Origin of the sequence: Streptomyces sp. NPDC092952, assembly GCF_044754785.1 — a bacterium.
GTDB lineage: Bacteria > Actinomycetota > Actinomycetes > Streptomycetales > Streptomycetaceae > Streptomyces.
In genome coordinates this window covers 14183-29409 of sequence record NZ_JBIVPT010000017.1, presented here as the reverse complement: position 1 = coordinate 29409, position 15227 = coordinate 14183, and the positions used below count along the sequence as shown (strand labels likewise).

The 15227-nt window shown below is 72.1% G+C and carries 15 protein-coding genes; 8 read left to right on the top strand and 7 right to left on the bottom strand.

The features are described 5' to 3' along the window. Positions 1 to 11: 11 nt before the first annotated feature. Complete coding sequence (locus tag ACIQGQ_RS29755) at positions 12 to 1082, bottom strand: enoyl-CoA hydratase/isomerase family protein (protein WP_402401354.1); 1071 nt, start codon at positions 1080 to 1082, stop codon at positions 12 to 14. Between the two features lie 260 nt (positions 1083 to 1342). Here ACIQGQ_RS29755 and ACIQGQ_RS29750 point away from each other — a divergent pair, with 260 nt between their 5' ends. Next, entirely contained in the window at positions 1343 to 3487 is a 2145-nt protein-coding gene (locus tag ACIQGQ_RS29750; RefSeq protein ID WP_402401352.1) for a SpoIIE family protein phosphatase, read from the top strand. Between the two features lie 41 nt (positions 3488 to 3528). Here ACIQGQ_RS29750 and ACIQGQ_RS29745 read toward each other — a convergent pair whose 3' ends face one another. From ACIQGQ_RS29745 to ACIQGQ_RS29735, 3 genes are all read right to left on the bottom strand, one after another. Continuing rightward, on the bottom strand, positions 3529 to 4017 hold the full coding sequence (locus tag ACIQGQ_RS29745; protein ID WP_402401349.1) for a GNAT family N-acetyltransferase: 489 nt from the start codon (positions 4015 to 4017) through the stop codon (positions 3529 to 3531). After that, positions 3992 to 5146, bottom strand: a complete 1155-nt coding sequence (locus tag ACIQGQ_RS29740) for a DUF6397 family protein (RefSeq protein ID WP_402401346.1) — start codon at positions 5144 to 5146, stop codon at positions 3992 to 3994. Before ACIQGQ_RS29740 ends, ACIQGQ_RS29745 begins: the two co-directional genes overlap by 26 nt. Positions 5147 to 5260: 114 nt before the next feature. After that, entirely contained in the window at positions 5261 to 5674 is a 414-nt protein-coding gene (locus tag ACIQGQ_RS29735; protein ID WP_402401342.1) for a roadblock/LC7 domain-containing protein, read from the bottom strand. A gap of 211 nt (positions 5675 to 5885) precedes the next feature. Here ACIQGQ_RS29735 and ACIQGQ_RS29730 point away from each other — a divergent pair, with 211 nt between their 5' ends. Genes ACIQGQ_RS29730 through ACIQGQ_RS29720 form a run of 3 tightly spaced genes read left to right on the top strand, consistent with a single transcriptional unit; the run spans position 5886 to position 9530 of the window. Next, positions 5886 to 6251: a metalloregulator ArsR/SmtB family transcription factor gene (locus tag ACIQGQ_RS29730; protein WP_352280352.1), complete on the top strand. Its 366-nt coding sequence runs from the start codon at positions 5886 to 5888 to the stop codon at positions 6249 to 6251. After that, positions 6235 to 8985, top strand: coding sequence for a magnesium-translocating P-type ATPase (gene mgtA / locus ACIQGQ_RS29725; protein WP_402401338.1), 2751 nt, complete (start codon positions 6235 to 6237; stop codon positions 8983 to 8985). Before ACIQGQ_RS29730 ends, mgtA begins: the two co-directional genes overlap by 17 nt. Continuing rightward, the gene (locus ACIQGQ_RS29720; RefSeq protein WP_402401335.1) at positions 8982 to 9530 is read left to right on the top strand and encodes a GNAT family N-acetyltransferase; all 549 of its coding nucleotides are present in this window, start codon (positions 8982 to 8984) and stop codon (positions 9528 to 9530) included. Before mgtA ends, ACIQGQ_RS29720 begins: the two co-directional genes overlap by 4 nt. A 23-nt stretch (positions 9531 to 9553) precedes the next feature. Here the strand turns inward: ACIQGQ_RS29720 and ACIQGQ_RS29715 are convergent, their stop codons facing one another. Continuing rightward, entirely contained in the window at positions 9554 to 10960 is a 1407-nt protein-coding gene (locus ACIQGQ_RS29715; protein WP_402401627.1) for an LCP family protein, read from the bottom strand. Between the two features lie 272 nt (positions 10961 to 11232). Here ACIQGQ_RS29715 and tatA point away from each other — a divergent pair, with 272 nt between their 5' ends. The 3 genes from tatA to ACIQGQ_RS29700 all read left to right on the top strand — a co-directional run bounded on the left by tatA (position 11233) and on the right by ACIQGQ_RS29700 (position 12984). Then, positions 11233 to 11523 (top strand): Sec-independent protein translocase subunit TatA, encoded by a 291-nt coding sequence (gene tatA, locus ACIQGQ_RS29710; protein ID WP_402401332.1) that lies wholly within the window; start codon positions 11233 to 11235, stop codon positions 11521 to 11523. Between the two features lie 159 nt (positions 11524 to 11682). Further along, the gene (locus tag ACIQGQ_RS29705; RefSeq protein WP_352280347.1) at positions 11683 to 12258 is read left to right on the top strand and encodes a TerD family protein; all 576 of its coding nucleotides are present in this window, start codon (positions 11683 to 11685) and stop codon (positions 12256 to 12258) included. A 126-nt stretch (positions 12259 to 12384) separates the two neighbouring features. Beyond that, on the top strand, positions 12385 to 12984 hold the full coding sequence (locus ACIQGQ_RS29700; protein WP_402401329.1) for a class I SAM-dependent methyltransferase: 600 nt from the start codon (positions 12385 to 12387) through the stop codon (positions 12982 to 12984). A gap of 21 nt (positions 12985 to 13005) precedes the next feature. On the opposite strand, the gene ACIQGQ_RS29695 is transcribed toward ACIQGQ_RS29700, so the two are convergent. Next, the gene (locus ACIQGQ_RS29695; RefSeq protein WP_402401326.1) at positions 13006 to 13908 is read right to left on the bottom strand and encodes an oxygenase MpaB family protein; all 903 of its coding nucleotides are present in this window, start codon (positions 13906 to 13908) and stop codon (positions 13006 to 13008) included. Between the two features lie 170 nt (positions 13909 to 14078). Between ACIQGQ_RS29695 and ACIQGQ_RS29690 the strand changes: the two genes are divergently transcribed. Then, the gene (locus tag ACIQGQ_RS29690) at positions 14079 to 14924 is read left to right on the top strand and encodes a hypothetical protein (RefSeq protein ID WP_402401323.1); all 846 of its coding nucleotides are present in this window, start codon (positions 14079 to 14081) and stop codon (positions 14922 to 14924) included. Between the two features lie 73 nt (positions 14925 to 14997). On the opposite strand, the gene ACIQGQ_RS29685 is transcribed toward ACIQGQ_RS29690, so the two are convergent. After that, entirely contained in the window at positions 14998 to 15180 is a 183-nt protein-coding gene (locus ACIQGQ_RS29685; RefSeq protein WP_366297090.1) for a hypothetical protein, read from the bottom strand. Positions 15181 to 15227 lie beyond the last annotated feature (47 nt).

Genomic DNA, 15227 nt, shown 5'->3' with positions numbered 1-15227 from the left:
CGCCGCCGGGCTCAGTCCGTCGTCACGGAGGCGGCCAGGCCGAGTTCCCGGTCGCCCAACGGAGCGAAGAAGGAGGCCACGTCCTCCTCGGTGACCTCGGCGAGGGTCGCCGGATTCCAGCGCGGGGTGCGGTCCTTGTCGATGATCTGCGCTCGTACGCCTTCCACCAGGTCGGGCCGGGTGAAAGCGGCGCACGAGATCCGGTACTCCTGGTCGAGCGCCGCTTCCAGGCTACCGAGACCGCGTGCCCTGCGGACCGCCGAGAGGGTCGCCTTCAGCGCGGTCGGCGACTTGCCGAGGATCGTCTGGGCGGCCTGCTTGGCGGCGGGGACGCCGCTGCCGTCGAGCCGGTCGACGACCTCCTCGACGGTGTCCGCCCGGTAGCAGGCATCGATCCACTCCCGGTGCGCGGCCAGTTCGCCGGCCGGTGCGGGCGCGGCATGGCGGCGCACCGTCTCCTCGATCCCCGCCGCCGTGCCGCATCCGGCGAGGTCCGCGACGAGTGGGGCGAGGCGTTCGGACGGGACGAAGTGGTCGGCGAGCCCGCAGAGCAGTGCGTCGGCCGCGCCGACCGCGTCCGCGGTGAGCGCGAGATGGATGCCGAGTTCGCCGGGGGCGGCGCCGAGCAGGTGGGTGCCGCCGACGTCGGGGACGAAGCCGATGCCGGTCTCGGGCATGGCGATGCGCGAGTTCTCGGTGACGATCCGGACGTCGCCGTGGGCCGAGACGCCGACACCGCCGCCCATCACGATGCCGTCCATGATCGCGACGTAGGGCTTGGGGAAGCGGGCGATCCGGGCGTTGAGCCGGTACTCGTCGCGCCAGAAGTCCGTCGACGCGCTGCCGCCCGCCCTGGCGTCCTCGTAGATCGACCGGATGTCGCCACCGGCGCAGAGGCCGCGCCCGCCCGCCCCGGTGATCAGGACGGCGATGACGGTGTCGTCGGCCCCCGCTTCGGCGAGCGCCGCGTCGAGACGCTTCACCATGTCATGGTTCAGCGCGTTCAGGGCACGTGGCCGGTTGAGGGTGATGTGGCGGACACGCCCCTCGTCGTGCAGCAGAACGGGATCTTCGTGGTTCATGATTGCGCTCCGGTCAGCCCCTGTGTTGTATCGCCCGCGGTCCGCCGGCGATCTTCCGCCGCCATTCTCCGGTGCGGGGTGCGGACCGGACCGGCAGGGGTGGGGGACGGGTCCGGGCGCGCGGGTCCGCCGCCGTTCCCCGGCCGGAGGAATTCGCCCGGTGTCCGCTGTGGCAACCTGCCGGAACCGGTTCGACAATTGAGTGACCCCGTTCGGGCCGCGCCGTCCGGCAGCCCCGCCCGGCGACTTCCGGAGCAGGTATGACCGATCACGACCAGCAACCGAGCACCTCCGTCCCGTCGCATCTGCTGTTCGAGAGGGTGCACAGCGGTGAGATCGGGACGGCGCAGCGGCTTGCCATGAACCGGACGGGCAGCTTCGAGTGGGACGTGGGGGCCGGGACGATCGACATGGACGACGCCGGGCTGCTCGTCTTCGGCCTGGACCCCCAGACCTTCGATTCCCGGCCCGATACGGTGCTGAACCTGCTGGAACAGTCGGAGCGGACCCGTCTCGACATGGCGATCGACGACGCGATCCGAAGCGGGCGCAGTTCCTGCAGTGTTCATTTCCTGGTGCCGATGGAGAACGGGCGGGACCAGTGGACCCATATTCAGGCCCGCATCCTGCGCCATGACGACGGTCGGCCGCACCGGGTCGTCGGGGTGGTGCAGGACGCCACCGCGGAGGTCACCCATTCGGCCTTCATGCTCGACCTGGAGAGGCGGCGCCAGCGGCAGACCAGCATCGTTGAACGGACAACGAGCGCGCTGTCACGAGCGGTGACCGTCGACGATGTCACCGCGGCGCTCACCGGTCCTGATGCGCTGACCCGGCTCGGGGCGGACGGCCTCGCGCTCGCCCTGGTCGAGAACACCTCGCTGAGCGTCCTCGCGCTGAGCGGTGATTCCGTGGAGGCGATCGACGGGGTCGGGGACGCCGGGCTGGACCGGAGATTCCCGCTCGCGGACACCGTGCTCGACGGCCGGCCACGGTTCCTGACCTCCGTCGCGGCGCTCATCGAGCGCTACCCCGCGCTCGCTCCCCACGCCGGCCGACTGGAGTTCCGGGCGGCCGCCTATCTCCCGCTCGTCGCCCAGGCCCGCCCTCTGGGCACCCTGGCCCTCTTCTACCGGGAGAGCACCTCGTTCAACGCGGACGAACGCAACCTCTGTCTGGGACTGGCCGCCATCGTCGCGCAGTCCCTGCAGCGCGCGAAGCTCTTCGACGAGGAACGCGAATTCGCCACCGGTCTTCAGTCGGCGATGCTCCCGCGGCGGATCCAGGAGATCGAGGGCGGAGAGATCGCGGTGCGCTACCACGCCGCCTGGAGCGGACGCCAGGTGGGCGGCGACTGGTACGACGTGATCGCCCTGCCCAACAAGCGGTTCGGGATCGTCGTCGGTGACGTGCAGGGCCATGACACGCACGCTGCGGCCATCATGGGCCAGCTCCGCATCGCGCTGCGCGCGTACGCGGGTGAGGGGCACCCTCCTTCCACGGTGCTGGCCCGCGCCTCGCGCTTCCTCGCGGAGCTGGACACGGACCGGTTCGCGACCTGCACGTACGCGCAGGTCGATCTCGCGTCGGGGACCGTACGCGTGGTCCGGGCGGGGCATTTCAGCCCGCTGATCCGGCACATGGACGGCCGGGTCGGCAGCCCGCAGGTGCGCGGAGGGCTGCCGCTGGGCATTTCGACGGACTTCGGGGACGAGGAGTATCCGGAGACCCGGCTGGACCTGGTGCCGGGCGAGACGCTCGTGCTGTACACGGACGGCCTGGTGGAGGAGCCGGGGGCCGACATCGACGTGGGTGTGCGGGCCCTGGTCCATGAGGTGAGCGTGGGACCGGCGGGTGCCGAGGCGCTGGCCGACCATCTCTCGGACCAGCTCTGGGAACGCTGGGGTTCGGGGGACGACGTGGCACTCCTGGTGCTCCGCCGCAGCCCGGACCCCGGGTCGCCCAGGGCTCCCCGCCTGCATCAGTACATCCACCAGGCGGACCCGGAGGGGCTGTCCGACGCCCGGAACATCGTGCGTCAGGCCCTGACCGACTGGGACATGGCCGAACTCGCGGACGACGCCGAGTTGGTGACCGGCGAGCTGCTGGTGAACGTGCTGCTGCACACGGAGGGCGGCGCGGTACTCACCCTGGAGGTGCTGCCGGAGCCCGTGCGCAGGGTCCGGCTGTCCGTGCAGGACCGCTCCAGCGCCTGGCCGAGGCGGCGCAGCCCGGGCGAGACCGCGACCTCGGGCCGGGGGCTGCTTCTGCTGGACGCCGTGGCCTCGCGCTGGGGCATCGAGCCGCGTGGCGAGGGCAAGGCGGTCTGGTGCGAGATCGGCCCCCCGGCCACCCAGCCCTCCGGTACTCCCCCGGCTCCCTCCCCGACCGCCGAGCGGCCCTGATCCGCGTCGACGGCTCCCCGACCGCCGCCGGTGCGGCCGGATCACAGACGGCGGTGCATGATGTGCAGTCCGACGAATCCCTCCCTCGGGTGCTCGAACCCCTCCGGCAACGTTCCCAGGATCTCGAAGCCGAGCGAACGGTAGAGGCTGACGGCGTGCACGTTCGTCTCGACGACCGCGTTGAACTGCATCGCCCGGAACCCCTCCGCGCGCGCCCACTCCAGGGTGTGCTCGCACAGGGCCCGCCCGACGCCCCGCCCCGCATGTGCCGGATCGACCATGTAACTGGCGCTGGCGATGTGCGCACCGTTGCCCATCTGATTGTTGTTCATCTTGGCCGTGCCGAGGACGGTTCCCTCCTCGTCGACCGCGACCACCGTCCGGTTGGGGGCCTGGAGGAGCCACCAGGAGCGGGCCTCCTCCTGCCCGAGGTCCGGCGGATAGGTGAACGTCTCGCCCGAGGCGACGATTTCATGGAAGAACGGCCAGATGGCGGGCCAGTCCTCAGGTGTGGCTTCCCTGATCATCATGCGGGTCAGGATGCCCTGCCCGCTCTCCGCACGCGAGCGCTTTGCGCGCCCCGCGGTCACGGACGGCGGTCACCCCCGAAGGCCGTCCCGGCGACGCACCTCGCGGCCCGACGCGCCGGCGGTCGGCCGCCCTGCGCGTACGCCGGAACCGGCCGATCCGGGCGAGCAGCCCACCGCCCGACGGCACCACCGAGCCCACTGCACCCCGGTCCGCCTCCCCACACGGCGCGGCATCGGCATCGACATCGACCCGAGTGTGCTGCCCGGGTGTGCCGCCCCCGGCTTCCGGGCCCGCAGGGGCAAGGTCGCGCCACGCACCGTCCGGGCGCGGGGCCGGCCGGACATCCCTGGCATTGTCCAACTCCATGATCAGCGTCACCCGCCGCCACAGCAGCTCGTCCGGCTCGTCGGCCCGCATGAGACGCGCCATGGTCTCGCGCGCCCACGGCGGCCCGACCGGACCGAAGACCGGCTCGGGCCCGATCCTGGCGAGGTAGGCCCGCTCGTACGGATCGTCGACCACTTCCGCCAGCTGCACCGGGTCCAGCGTCTCCGCGAGCACGGCCGCGCGGGCCCACGGATCCTCCGTCAGACCGCACAGACGCTCGACCCGCCGTGAACGCCAGTTGCGCGCCCGGCAGTCGGCGCCGTCCGCAAGCCGGCCGAGCAGCCAGGCCGGGCTCCGGCCTTCCAGGAGTCGTGGTTCCCGGGCACCGAAGTCCGCGATCTCGTCGGCGAGATAGAGCCAGACGACCGCCCGGTACCGGTTGAGATAGAACGCGATGGGTGTGAGGCATCCCGCGCGGGCGAGCTTGGTGAAACGGTCCGGGCTGATCCCGAGCTGCTCGGCCCCCTGCGCCGTGCCGACCGTACGCACCCTGGCGCGCAGTACGTCCGGAAAACCCTCCTGCGACCGGAGCCGTTCGACCTCACCGCAGCCGACCCGGGACCGCCTGCCGTCCCGCGATGCGGTCAGGCGGATCAGCCCGAGATGTGCGGCGATCACGAACTCTCCCCGCTTCAGCTCCAGTTCGCGCGCCGCCGCGCCCATCGCCATCGTGGCTTCGGCGGCCTCGCCACTCGCCCCCGGACCGGCCGCCCCCATCCGCGCTTCCTCGGCAACAGCCATGACACTCTCCCCCACGAAGTTCGGTTACTCTGCGTGAGCACCGTAACCCCGAAGGGGATCCTCCCGTCCGGCCTGTGGATAACTCCGACGACCGTCCGGAGACCGCGGGACCGGTCAGGCGCGGTCGTCCTCTTCCTCCGCCGACTGCCGTGCCGCGACGCCCAGGTGCTCGCCGACCCTGTTGACCAGCAGCGTCATCTCGTACGCGACCTGCCCGACATCCGCCTCGGCATCGCTCAGCACACAGAGACAGCTGCCGTCCCCGGCCGCCGTCACGAAGAGCATCGCCTCGTCGAACTCCACCATGGTCTGACGAGCCCTACCGGCCCGGAAGTGGCGCCCCGACCCCCGCGCCAGACTGTACAAACCGGACGAGACGGCGGCCAGATGCTCGGCGTCCTCGCGAGCCAGCCCCGCGCTCGCTCCCGTGACGAGTCCATCGTTCGACAGCACCAGCGCGTGCCGTATGTACTCGACCCTGCTCGTGAGATCGTCAAGGAGCCAGTCGAGTCCCCTGTTCAGCGCCATTTCCCCGCTCCTCCCCGCTCATACGTTCCCCGTGCCCCGTTGGTACAAGCCTTGCGCACCGGTCACGTAGGGGCAAGGACTCCTCTCTCATGTGGCTTGGTCCGGCACCTACACTGGACGCTTCGGGGACGGATGACACGAACGGACCGCACGGTCGGACGACGGTGTCGTCCGGGCCACGCGGAGCGGAAGCGGACAGGGAGAGCGAAGAGTGCCGACAGCTGCCGATGGCGGTTTCGAGGATCCGCCCGCGGAGGTGCTGGCGGAGGCCGCCGCGGCCTTCGGCCTGCTGGCGACACCCGCGCGGCTGCACATCGTCTGGGCCCTGGCCCAGGGCGAGAGCGATGTGACCGGTCTCGCCGACCGGGTGGGCGGCACGCTCCCGTCGGTGAGCCAGCATCTGACCAAGCTGAAGCTCGCGGGACTCGTCCGCTCCCGGCGGGAGGGCCGCCGCCAGGTGTACCTGGTCGACGACCCCGACGTGGTGACCGTCGTCCGGCTGATGGTCGGACAGCTCGCCGAGCGTGCCGGGCACGCTCCCGCACCGCCCTCACGCCTCCGTGGGCTCGGTGCCTGAGAGCAGTGCCGCCGCAGGTCCCGGCAGCACAGACCCCACCAGCCCCCTTCCCGGCAGGGCCGGTCACGACGGCCCGTCCGCCGTGGTCCTGCCGTTGTCGGGAACGCGGAGGGATCCGGGCCCCGTCGCCGCCGTCGTCCCGACCGCCGTGGGGGAAGCCGGGCCCACGTCCCTCCAGGTGCTCCGTTCGCTGGACAGCGGTCCGCGCGGGCTGCTGGAGGAAGAGGCCGCCGACCGGCTCGTGCGCTGCGGCGAGAACGTCCTGCCCGCCTGGCGCCCGGTCTCCTGGCCCCGGCGATTCCTGCGGAGTCTGCGCGACCCCTTCACGTCCGTGCTGCTGTGCCTGGGCCTGGTCTCGGCGGCCGTGTCCTCCTGGGGAACGGCCTGCGTGACGCTGGTGCTCGTGGTCGTCAGCTGCCTGCTGCGCTCGGTGGAGGAGCACCGGGCCGACCGTTCGACGGCCGCGCTGCGGGCACTGGTCGCGACCACCGCGAGCGTCCTGCGCCGGACCGGCCCGGACGCGGCGCCGCAGGCCCGTGAGCTGCCCGTCGCGGAGCTGGTCCCGGGCGACGTGATCCGGCTCGCCGCCGGCGATCTCGTACCCGCCGATGTGCGGCTGCTGCGGGCGAGCGGGCTGACCGTTCACCAGTCGGCTCTCACCGGCGAGTCGGTGCCGGTCGCCAAGCACGCCGTCGAACCGGTGCCACGGCCGCGCTCCGCCGGGGACGCGCACGACGGCCGCGAGGGGCTGTTCACCCGGCCGGAGCTCTGTTTCCAGGGCAGCAGCGTGGCCTCCGGCAGCGCCACGGCGGTCGTGACGGCCACGGGCGGGGACACCCGGTTCGCCGCCGCGTACGACGGTTCGGCCCGCCGTCGCGGGGCCAGTGCCTTCGACCGGTCGGTGCACGGGATCTCCTGGACGCTGATCCGCTTCATGCTGCTGACCCCGCCCCTGGTCCTGATGGCCAACGCGGCGCTGCGCGGCCGGGGCCTGGAGACACTGCCGTTCGCCGTCGCGGTGGCCGTCGGGCTGACGCCGGAGATGCTGCCGGTGATCGTCACGACCGCGCTGGCCAGAGGCGCTTCGCTGCTCGCCAGGGACCACCGGGTCATCGTCAAACGGCTGCCCGCGCTGCACGATCTCGGTGCCGTCGACGTGCTCTGCGTGGACAAGACCGGGACCCTCACCCAGGACCGCCCGGTCGTCGAGCAGGCGCTGGACGCCTCGGGCCGGGAGGACCCCGAGGTACTGCACTGGGCCGCGGTCAACGCGCTGTGGACGCTGGAGCTCGCCGACCTGCCCTCCCCCGACGCGCTCGACGAAGCGGTGCTGGACGCGGCCGAGGAACGGGACGAGGACTGGTCCGCGTACGACGGTGTCGCGGCGCTGCCGTTCGATCCGGCACGCCGTCTCTCCACCGCGGTCGTCCGCCGCCCCGGCGGGCTCGGGGTGCACACCCTCGTGACCAAGGGGTCGGTCGAGGCGGTGCTGGAACGGTGCGCGCTGGAGGAGACCGAGCGGAGCCGGCTGCGTGCGCTCGCCGCGCGGGAGACCGCGAGCGGACTGCGGCTGCTCGCCGTGGCACGGACCGACCGGCTTGCCCGGGCGCGCGCGTACACCCCGTCCGACGAGCGGGGGCTGACCTTCCTCGGCTTCGTCACACTGCGGGACGCGCTCGCGCCGAGCGCGTCCGGCGCACTGGACGCACTGCGGAACCGCGGGATCGACGTCAAGGTCCTGACCGGCGACGATCCGGGCACCGTGGCCCGGGCCTGCCGGAACCTCGGCCTCGATCCGGGCGAGGTCGTACCCGCCGAGCGGCTCGACGCGCTGTCGGACGCGGAGGTCGCCGAGGCCGCCGAGCGGGCCAAGGTCTTCGCCCGGTGCACTCCGGAGCACAAGGCACGCGTCGTCTCCGCGCTGCGCACCACCGGGCGGACCACCGGGTTCCTCGGCGACGGTGTCAACGACCTGCCCGCGATGCACGCCGCGGATGTCGCGATCTGCCCGCGCGACGCGGTCGACGTGGCGCGCGAGACCGCCGACGTGGTGCTGGCCGAGAAGGACCTCGCGGCGATCGACGACGCGATCACCGCGGGACGGCGCTCCAGCGGGAACATCGCGACGTATCTGCGCATCACGCTCTCGTCCAACCTGGGCAATGTCATCGCGATGCTGGCGGCGGGGCTGATGCTGCCGTTCCTGCCGATGCTTCCGGCGCAGGTTCTGGTGCAGAACCTCTGCTTCGACGTGGCACAGCTCGCCTTCGCCTTCGACCGCCCCGCCGCCGAGGTGCTGCGCCGGCCCGCGCTGCTCCGGCCGCGCGACTTCCTCCGGTTCATCACGGGTTTCGGACTGATCAACGCCACCGCCGACCTGGCGACCTTCGCGGTGCTGGCGATCGCCCTGCACGGCTCCTCTGCCTCCGGCGAGCAGGAGGCGTTCCACTCGGGGTGGTTCACCGAGAACCTGCTCACCCAGGCCCTGGTGATGCTGCTGCTCCGCACCGGCGGTCGGGCCGCCGGCGGTCGTGGCGGGGGTCCGCTGCGGATGGCCGCCTGCGGCCTCGCGGTGGTCGGCCTGCTGCTGCCGCTCACGCCGTTCGGCGGACTGCTGGGCATGAGCGCGCTACCGCCGCTCTACTACCTGTTGCTGGCGTCGGTGCTGACCTTGTACGCGGCCGCGTTGCGGGCGGCCCGCAACCGCTACGAACGGAAGTGGAGCCGGTCATGATCCAACCGCACACCCGTCCCTCCCTGCCCGCCGGCCGTGCGGAGCCCGGTGGCCCGGCCGCGGTACGCGCCCGTCGCGCCACGCTCGACGACGTACCGGCGCTGGTACGGCTGCGGGGGCTGATGCTGGACGGCATGGGGGTGGAGACCGGTGGCCCCGACGCGCCGTGGCGGGCGGCCGCGGCCGACTGGTTCGCCGACCAACTGGGGCGGCCCGGTCTGTTCGCGGCGTTCCTGGTCGACGATCCCCGGCTCGGTGTGGTCTCCGGCGCGGCAGGGGCGTGCGACGCGCGCGCCCCGGGCCCGACGAACCTGGGCGGCCTCCAGGGGCACGTCTTCAACGTCAGCACCGACCCCCGTCGCCGTCGCCTCGGTCACGCCCGGGTCTGTCTCGACGCCCTGCTCGACTGGTTCCGTACGGAGACCACTGTCGCCGAGGTGGCCCTGAACGCCACCGGGGACGGGATCGCGCTGTACGAGTCGTACGGCTTCGCGCCGCCCCGTCACCCGGTTCTGCGGCTCCGGACGGCCGGGCCGTCGCACTGACCGGGCCGGCCCCGGGCGGATCGTCAGCCGTACGAGAGGTTGGCGCACGGGTCGTCGTCGGCGGACCGGCCCTCGTCGGCGACGGTGGAGGGAACGGTGGTGGGCGCCGTCGCCCCGGGGGCGGCCGTGGGGTTCTGGGCGTAGGAGGTTCCCAGGATGACCTGGATGCCGGGGGTGGTGGACTCGACCGCCCTGGCTCCGGCGAAGAGCCGCGCGGTGGTCTCGGCCTGCTCCCGGAGGCCCGGTCCGTACTCGACGACGGTCGTGGCGTGGTCCTGGCTGCTCGCCGTGTCGGTGGTGGTGACGGTGAAGTCCCGGGAGCGCAGCAGCTCGGTCGCCTGCGCGGCGAGGCCGGGGGTCGTGGTGCCGTTGTGGACCGCGACGCTGATGCCCTTGCCGGAGACCGGGGTGTTCCCGGCGGCCCCCGGGGTGCCGCCCTTGCCGTCGCCGCCGTCGGACTTCTTGCCGCTGGCGTCCTTCCCGTCGATGGTGCGGTCGGCCTTGAGCGCCGCCCAGAGGGCACTGGCGTCCGGCTCGACGATCGCGACCCGTGCGCCCTCGTAGCGCCAGGGGACGGTGACGAACTTGGTGTTGTGCAGGTCGACGTTCTTCATCGACAGGGCGAAGGACAGCAGCTTGTCCGCCGATCCGAGCCCGGGGTCCACGGTCATCGCGTCGGTGGCAGCGTTGGCGAGCGGCAGCAGTGTGGTGGGGTTCAGACCGTTGGACTTGACCTTCTTGATGAGGGCGGCGACGAAGGCCTGTTGCCGTTTGATGCGCCCTATGTCCGAGCCGTCGCCGATTCCGTGCCGCAGCCGGACGTAGTCGAGCGCCCGTTGTCCGGAAACGGTCTGCCGTCCCTTGGAGAAGATCTTCTCGCCCCGGGTGGGGCGTTTCGGGCTCAGGTCCCGCTGGTAGACGTCATTGGGCAGACAGACCGGGACGCCGCCGACGGCCGAGGTCAGTGCGGAGAAGCCGACGAAGTCGACGACGATGGTGTGGTCCACCCGCAGACCGGTGAGCTGCTCCACGGTGTTCTGGGTGCAGGCGGGATTGCCCTCGGCGGTCTCCCCCACCGTGAACGCCGAGTTGAACATCACGCGGTGCTGCGGCTCGGTCCACCTACCGTCCCGCCCCTTGCAGGGCGGTATGTCGACCAGCGAGTCACGGGGGACGGACACCGCCACCGCGTGCTTGCGGTCGCCGTACACGTGCAGGAGGAACGCCGTGTCGGAACGCCCCACCTCGCCCGTGCCACCGCCTAGACCGCTGTTGTCGCCCGAGCGCGAGTCCGACCCGATGACCAGGACGTTCTGGCCCTGCGCGGAGCCGGGCGGCCGGTTGTCCGAGATCCCGTCCGCGCTGAAGGTGTCGATGGAGCCGCCGAGCTTGAGGTAGGCCCATCCGGCACCCGCGACGAGCAGCACCATGAACGACGTCCCGACCAGGGCCGTGCGCCTCAGGCGCACCGCGCCCCTGCTCGCTGCCGCTTTCCGACGTCCCGCCATCGGCCCACCCCATCCGTCCGGTTTCCATGAGGTAGGACGTGCGCCAGCCCCTCATGGTTGTACAGTTGCGCAATGTAGCAAGTGTTGGCGCCCGAGTGGATCATCGGACCTGCCCATAGTCAGCCTGAAGCACTGTCAGTCGGCGCGGGGCGGAAACTCCGGCCAAAGAACCGAAAGGAAGGGTGGGACCCCACATGTTGCGAAACGGCCTCGAGCCCTGGCACCTGTTGATCGTGGCGGTCGTGGTGATCGTGCTGTTCGGCTCGAAGAAGCTGCCGGACACGGCCCGGGCCCTGGGCAAATCCATGCGGATCCTGAAGAGTGAGGCGAAGGCCATGAAGGAGACCGACACACCGACACCGGGGGCCGAGGCACAGACGTCTCCCACCGAACCGCAGACCGCCCGCACCGGCACGCAGGTGATCAGTGGAACACCGGTGCCGCACACCGACCCGCAGACCGCCCGCACCGGGCCGACCGCGTAACGCTCGGAACCGCCCCCGCGGGAAGCATCTCGCGGAACGATCACTTCACGGCTTGCGCAAGCATGGGAACCATGGTCACGATGCCGTCGTTGACCCGGTGACGGCAGCCGAGGCTCCGTCACCGAACCGCTGGACCACTGGATCAATGGAGGATGTTTCATGGGTGTGACCCTGGCCAAGGGCGGCAACGTCTCCTTGTCGAAGGAGGCACCCGGCCTGACCGCAGTGACGGTCGGCCTGGGCTGGGACGTACGGACGACGACGGGCGCCGACCACGACCTCGACGCGAGCGCGCTGCTCTGCTCGGAGTCCGGCAAGGTCCTCTCCGACCTGCACTTCGTCTTCTACAACAACCTCACGAGCCCGGACGGCTCGGTCCAGCACACCGGCGACAACCTCACCGGCGAGGGCGAGGGCGACGACGAGTCCATCAACGTGGACCTGGCGACGGTCCCGTCCGACGTGGCCAAGATCGTCTTCCCGGTCTCGATCCACGACGCGCAGAGCCGCGGGCAGAGCTTCGGCCAGGTCCGCAACGCGTTCATCCGTGTCGTCAACCGGGCGAACGGCGTGGAGCTGGCCCGTTACGACCTCAGCGAGGACGCCTCGACGGAGACCGCCATGGTCTTCGGTGAGCTCTACCGGCACGGCGGCGAGTGGAAGTTCCGCGCCGTCGGCCAGGGGTACGCCTCCGGCCTCGCGGGGATCGCGTCCGACTACGGCGTCAACGTCTGAGGCGGCGGCGTGGAACGGCGGCCGTCGCGGGCCCGCCCCTTCTTCGGGGATGCCCGGCCCGTGACGGCCGCCGTTCCGTGCCGGGTCCCGGCGTCGCCACGCGGGTGTCCGGGTGATCATGGCCGTATGACCGACGCCCACAGAAACGTCCAGGAGTTCTTCGCCGCTCGCGCGGCCGACTGGGACCGCCGCTTCCCCGACGACGGGCCCGCCTTCGCCGCCGCCGCCGACTCGCTCGCGCTGCGGCCCGGCGACGCGGTGCTCGATGCCGGCTGCGGAACGGGGCGGGCGCTCCCCGCGCTGCGCGCGGCCGTCGGGCCACGGGGAACGGTGCTGGGAGCGGATCTCACCCCGGCCATGCTGGCGGAGGCGGTACGGGCGGGGCGCGGCAGCGAAGGAACGCTGCTGCTCGCCGATGTCGCCCGGCTGCCCCTGGGCACAGGTGTCCTCGACGCCGTCTTCGCGTCCGGACTGATCTCCCATCTCTCCCGGCCCGGTCCCGACCTGGCCGAGCTCGCCCGGGTGGTGCGACCGGGAGGGCGGCTGGCGCTCTTCCACCCGATCGGGCGGGCCGCCCTCGCGGCGCGCCACGGCCGCCCGGTCACCGACGGCGATCTGCGGGCCGAGCCCAACCTCCGCCCGCTGCTGGCGCGTTCGGGCTGGCGGCTCGACGTGTACACCGACGAGGACGACGGCTTCCTCGCCCTCGCCGTGCGGGCGCCCTGACTTCTCCCCGTATCCGCGCGGTCATTCCGCCGGGGCGTCGGGGCGGCGCTGGTGCCGAACCGGGCAGCCGCCGACGCCGGGGCGCGGGAACGTGCCCAGCTCGGCGACCTCGTAGCCGTCCTGGTAACCCTTGACCTCAGGGTTCTGCCGGGCGTAGTGCGGGTGGGTGCGTGGTGGCAGGAGCCGCATCGCCCGGGCCCGGAGCCGCAGGGCGCCACGGGTGAGATTCCGGGCCGCGGCGCCGGGGCGGGGGTAGCGGAAGGCCTGGAGCAGGGAGTCGTCGAGCAGTGCGAGGGCGGCCTTGCGGGCGACCGGGGCCAGGGGGCGCGGGTACCAGGAACCCATCAGGTCCAGAGTGGCGTCGGAGACCCGGCGCGCCCCGTCGTCCCAGCCGAAGTGCTCCGCCTCGTAGGCGTCGAGGGTTCGCTCGAAGTCCTGGTAGGTCTGTGGCAGGTCCCTGATGCCCATGTGGCCGCCCAGGGTCCGGTAGTAGGCGGCGCAGGCGCGCAGCTCGTGGTCGGCGAGCCGACGCCAGCCGTAGCTGTCGAGCCAGCGCTTCGGGGTCACGACGAAGGTGCAGAGCACATAGCGCATGTCGTCGTTGCTGATGTCGTAGCTGCGGTGCATCTGGTTGATCCGGCGCAGCGCCGTGCGGCCCGATCCGCTGTCGAAGCCGTGCTCCAGGACCGTGTCGAGGAGCAGCGCGGTGTCGTCGTAGCGCTTCTGGGAACGGTCCGTCAGCTCGGCGGTCCGCGCGAGGAGGCGGCCGATGCTGGGTACGGCGTAGGTGCGGTAGAGGGCCAGTTCGAGTGCGCGCGCGAGGTCCCAGGGGAACTCGTAGGTCGCCGTGATCCGGTAGATACGCAGGAAGTCGCGCTCCGGGTCGAGACGCTGGATCTCCTTCAGCCGGTCGTACCGCTTCACCGCGCTGCCCCCTTTTGTCGGCCGGAGATCCAACTCTAGCCCCGGCGGGGTGGTCATCACGGGGATACGGAGAGGCCCGCGTTCACCCGGCTTCCCGGCCTCTCGACGAGCGGGTGGCTCAGTCGTTAAGGTGCGCCGACGACTCAAGGACGACCGACGAGGAGGGTGCTGTGGCCACGCCGAACGACACGGTCGCCGACGACGACGCGCTGTATGTGCTGACCGCGGCGCTGCTGACCCCGGCCCAGTTCCCGACCGTGCTCGGCGACGACTATCCGGCCGCCTGCGCGGTGCTCGGCATCGAGCCGTATGCCGAGGGGTACGGGCTGGTGCTCGGGCAGGACGGCACGGGAGCGCGGTGGACCGTCGTCGTCGAGGACGTGTCGCTGGTCGCCGTGGCGATCGCGGCCTGGGACTGCGGCATGGAGTACGACCTGTCCCCGGACGACCGGTCGGTGGTCTGCGCACTGCCGGGCTGGCCGCTCCCGCTGGCGGTCGCGGCCCCGGGCGTGGCCGCGCCCCACGATCCCGCACCGGATCCGGAGGCCGAGGGCGCCGACCGGGCGCCGCTGTCGCCCCCGGACACGGAGACGTGGGGACCCGCCCAACGACGCCTGGGAGCGGACGAGATCGCGCACCAGTGGGCGGCGTGGCGGCAGCAGATCGACGACGCGACCGACTTCGCCCCCGCCTCGCCGACGCCCGACCCTCACCCTGAGGTAAAGGGTGAGAGTGCCTCGTCCGGAGCCCACCCCGGGGTGCGCCGGGTGCTCGCGGAGGCCCGGGAGTACGTCGAGTCACCGCCGCCGCCGGGCCGCGTACGGTCCTCCTTCGCCACGGAGGACGCCCGGATGCTGCGTGCCGACGGCCCGGGCTGGTCCCTGGTGGCCAGGACCGACGACATCGCCTTCGTGCTGTTGGACGAGGAGCCGGGCGAGGTGCTGCCGGTCGGCCGGGGAGCCGAGCTGCCCGGCCTGCTGTCGGCCCTGGACGCGCTCGCGGTCCGGCCCGTCTGACCGGCCCCCGCCGGCCGTCCGCGGGGCGGGACCGCGTCGGTGGCCCCTCTCCTTCCGGGGCCCGCCCCTGGGCTCAGCGGCCTATCTCCTTGCGGGTGATCCGGCGGAGCCTTCGCCGCTGCCCGGGATCCAGCAGCAGGTAGGCGACGACCGGGACTCCGACCAGGACCAGCAGCGACAGCCAGAAGCCGATGAACGGCATCAGGATGACCGCGGCGACCACTCCCCCGATGGCGATCTTCGCGCTGTTCGACATCGTCCGTATCCTCCTTCACGGCCCGAAGCCGCATCTGCTGTGAGAAC

Bases quoted from the DNA above. Each gene is read 5' to 3' on its own strand.
- ACIQGQ_RS29755 (WP_402401354.1), bottom strand. From the start codon at position 1,082: ATGAACCACGAAGATCCCGTTCTGCTGCACGACGAGGGGCGTGTCCGC.
- ACIQGQ_RS29750 (WP_402401352.1), top strand. From the start codon at position 1,343: ATGACCGATCACGACCAGCAACCGAGCACCTCCGTCCCGTCGCATCTG.
- ACIQGQ_RS29745 (WP_402401349.1), bottom strand. From the start codon at position 4,017: ATGATGATCAGGGAAGCCACACCTGAGGACTGGCCCGCCATCTGGCCG.
- ACIQGQ_RS29740 (WP_402401346.1), bottom strand. From the start codon at position 5,146: ATGGCTGTTGCCGAGGAAGCGCGGATGGGGGCGGCCGGTCCGGGGGCG.
- ACIQGQ_RS29735 (WP_402401342.1), bottom strand. From the start codon at position 5,674: ATGGCGCTGAACAGGGGACTCGACTGGCTCCTTGACGATCTCACGAGC.
- ACIQGQ_RS29720 (WP_402401335.1), top strand. From the start codon at position 8,982: ATGATCCAACCGCACACCCGTCCCTCCCTGCCCGCCGGCCGTGCGGAG.
- ACIQGQ_RS29715 (WP_402401627.1), bottom strand. From the start codon at position 10,960: ATGGTGCTGCTCGTCGCGGGTGCCGGATGGGCCTACCTCAAGCTCGGC.
- tatA (WP_402401332.1), top strand. From the start codon at position 11,233: ATGTTGCGAAACGGCCTCGAGCCCTGGCACCTGTTGATCGTGGCGGTC.
- ACIQGQ_RS29705 (WP_352280347.1), top strand. From the start codon at position 11,683: ATGGGTGTGACCCTGGCCAAGGGCGGCAACGTCTCCTTGTCGAAGGAG.
- ACIQGQ_RS29700 (WP_402401329.1), top strand. From the start codon at position 12,385: ATGACCGACGCCCACAGAAACGTCCAGGAGTTCTTCGCCGCTCGCGCG.
- ACIQGQ_RS29685 (WP_366297090.1), bottom strand. From the start codon at position 15,180: ATGTCGAACAGCGCGAAGATCGCCATCGGGGGAGTGGTCGCCGCGGTC.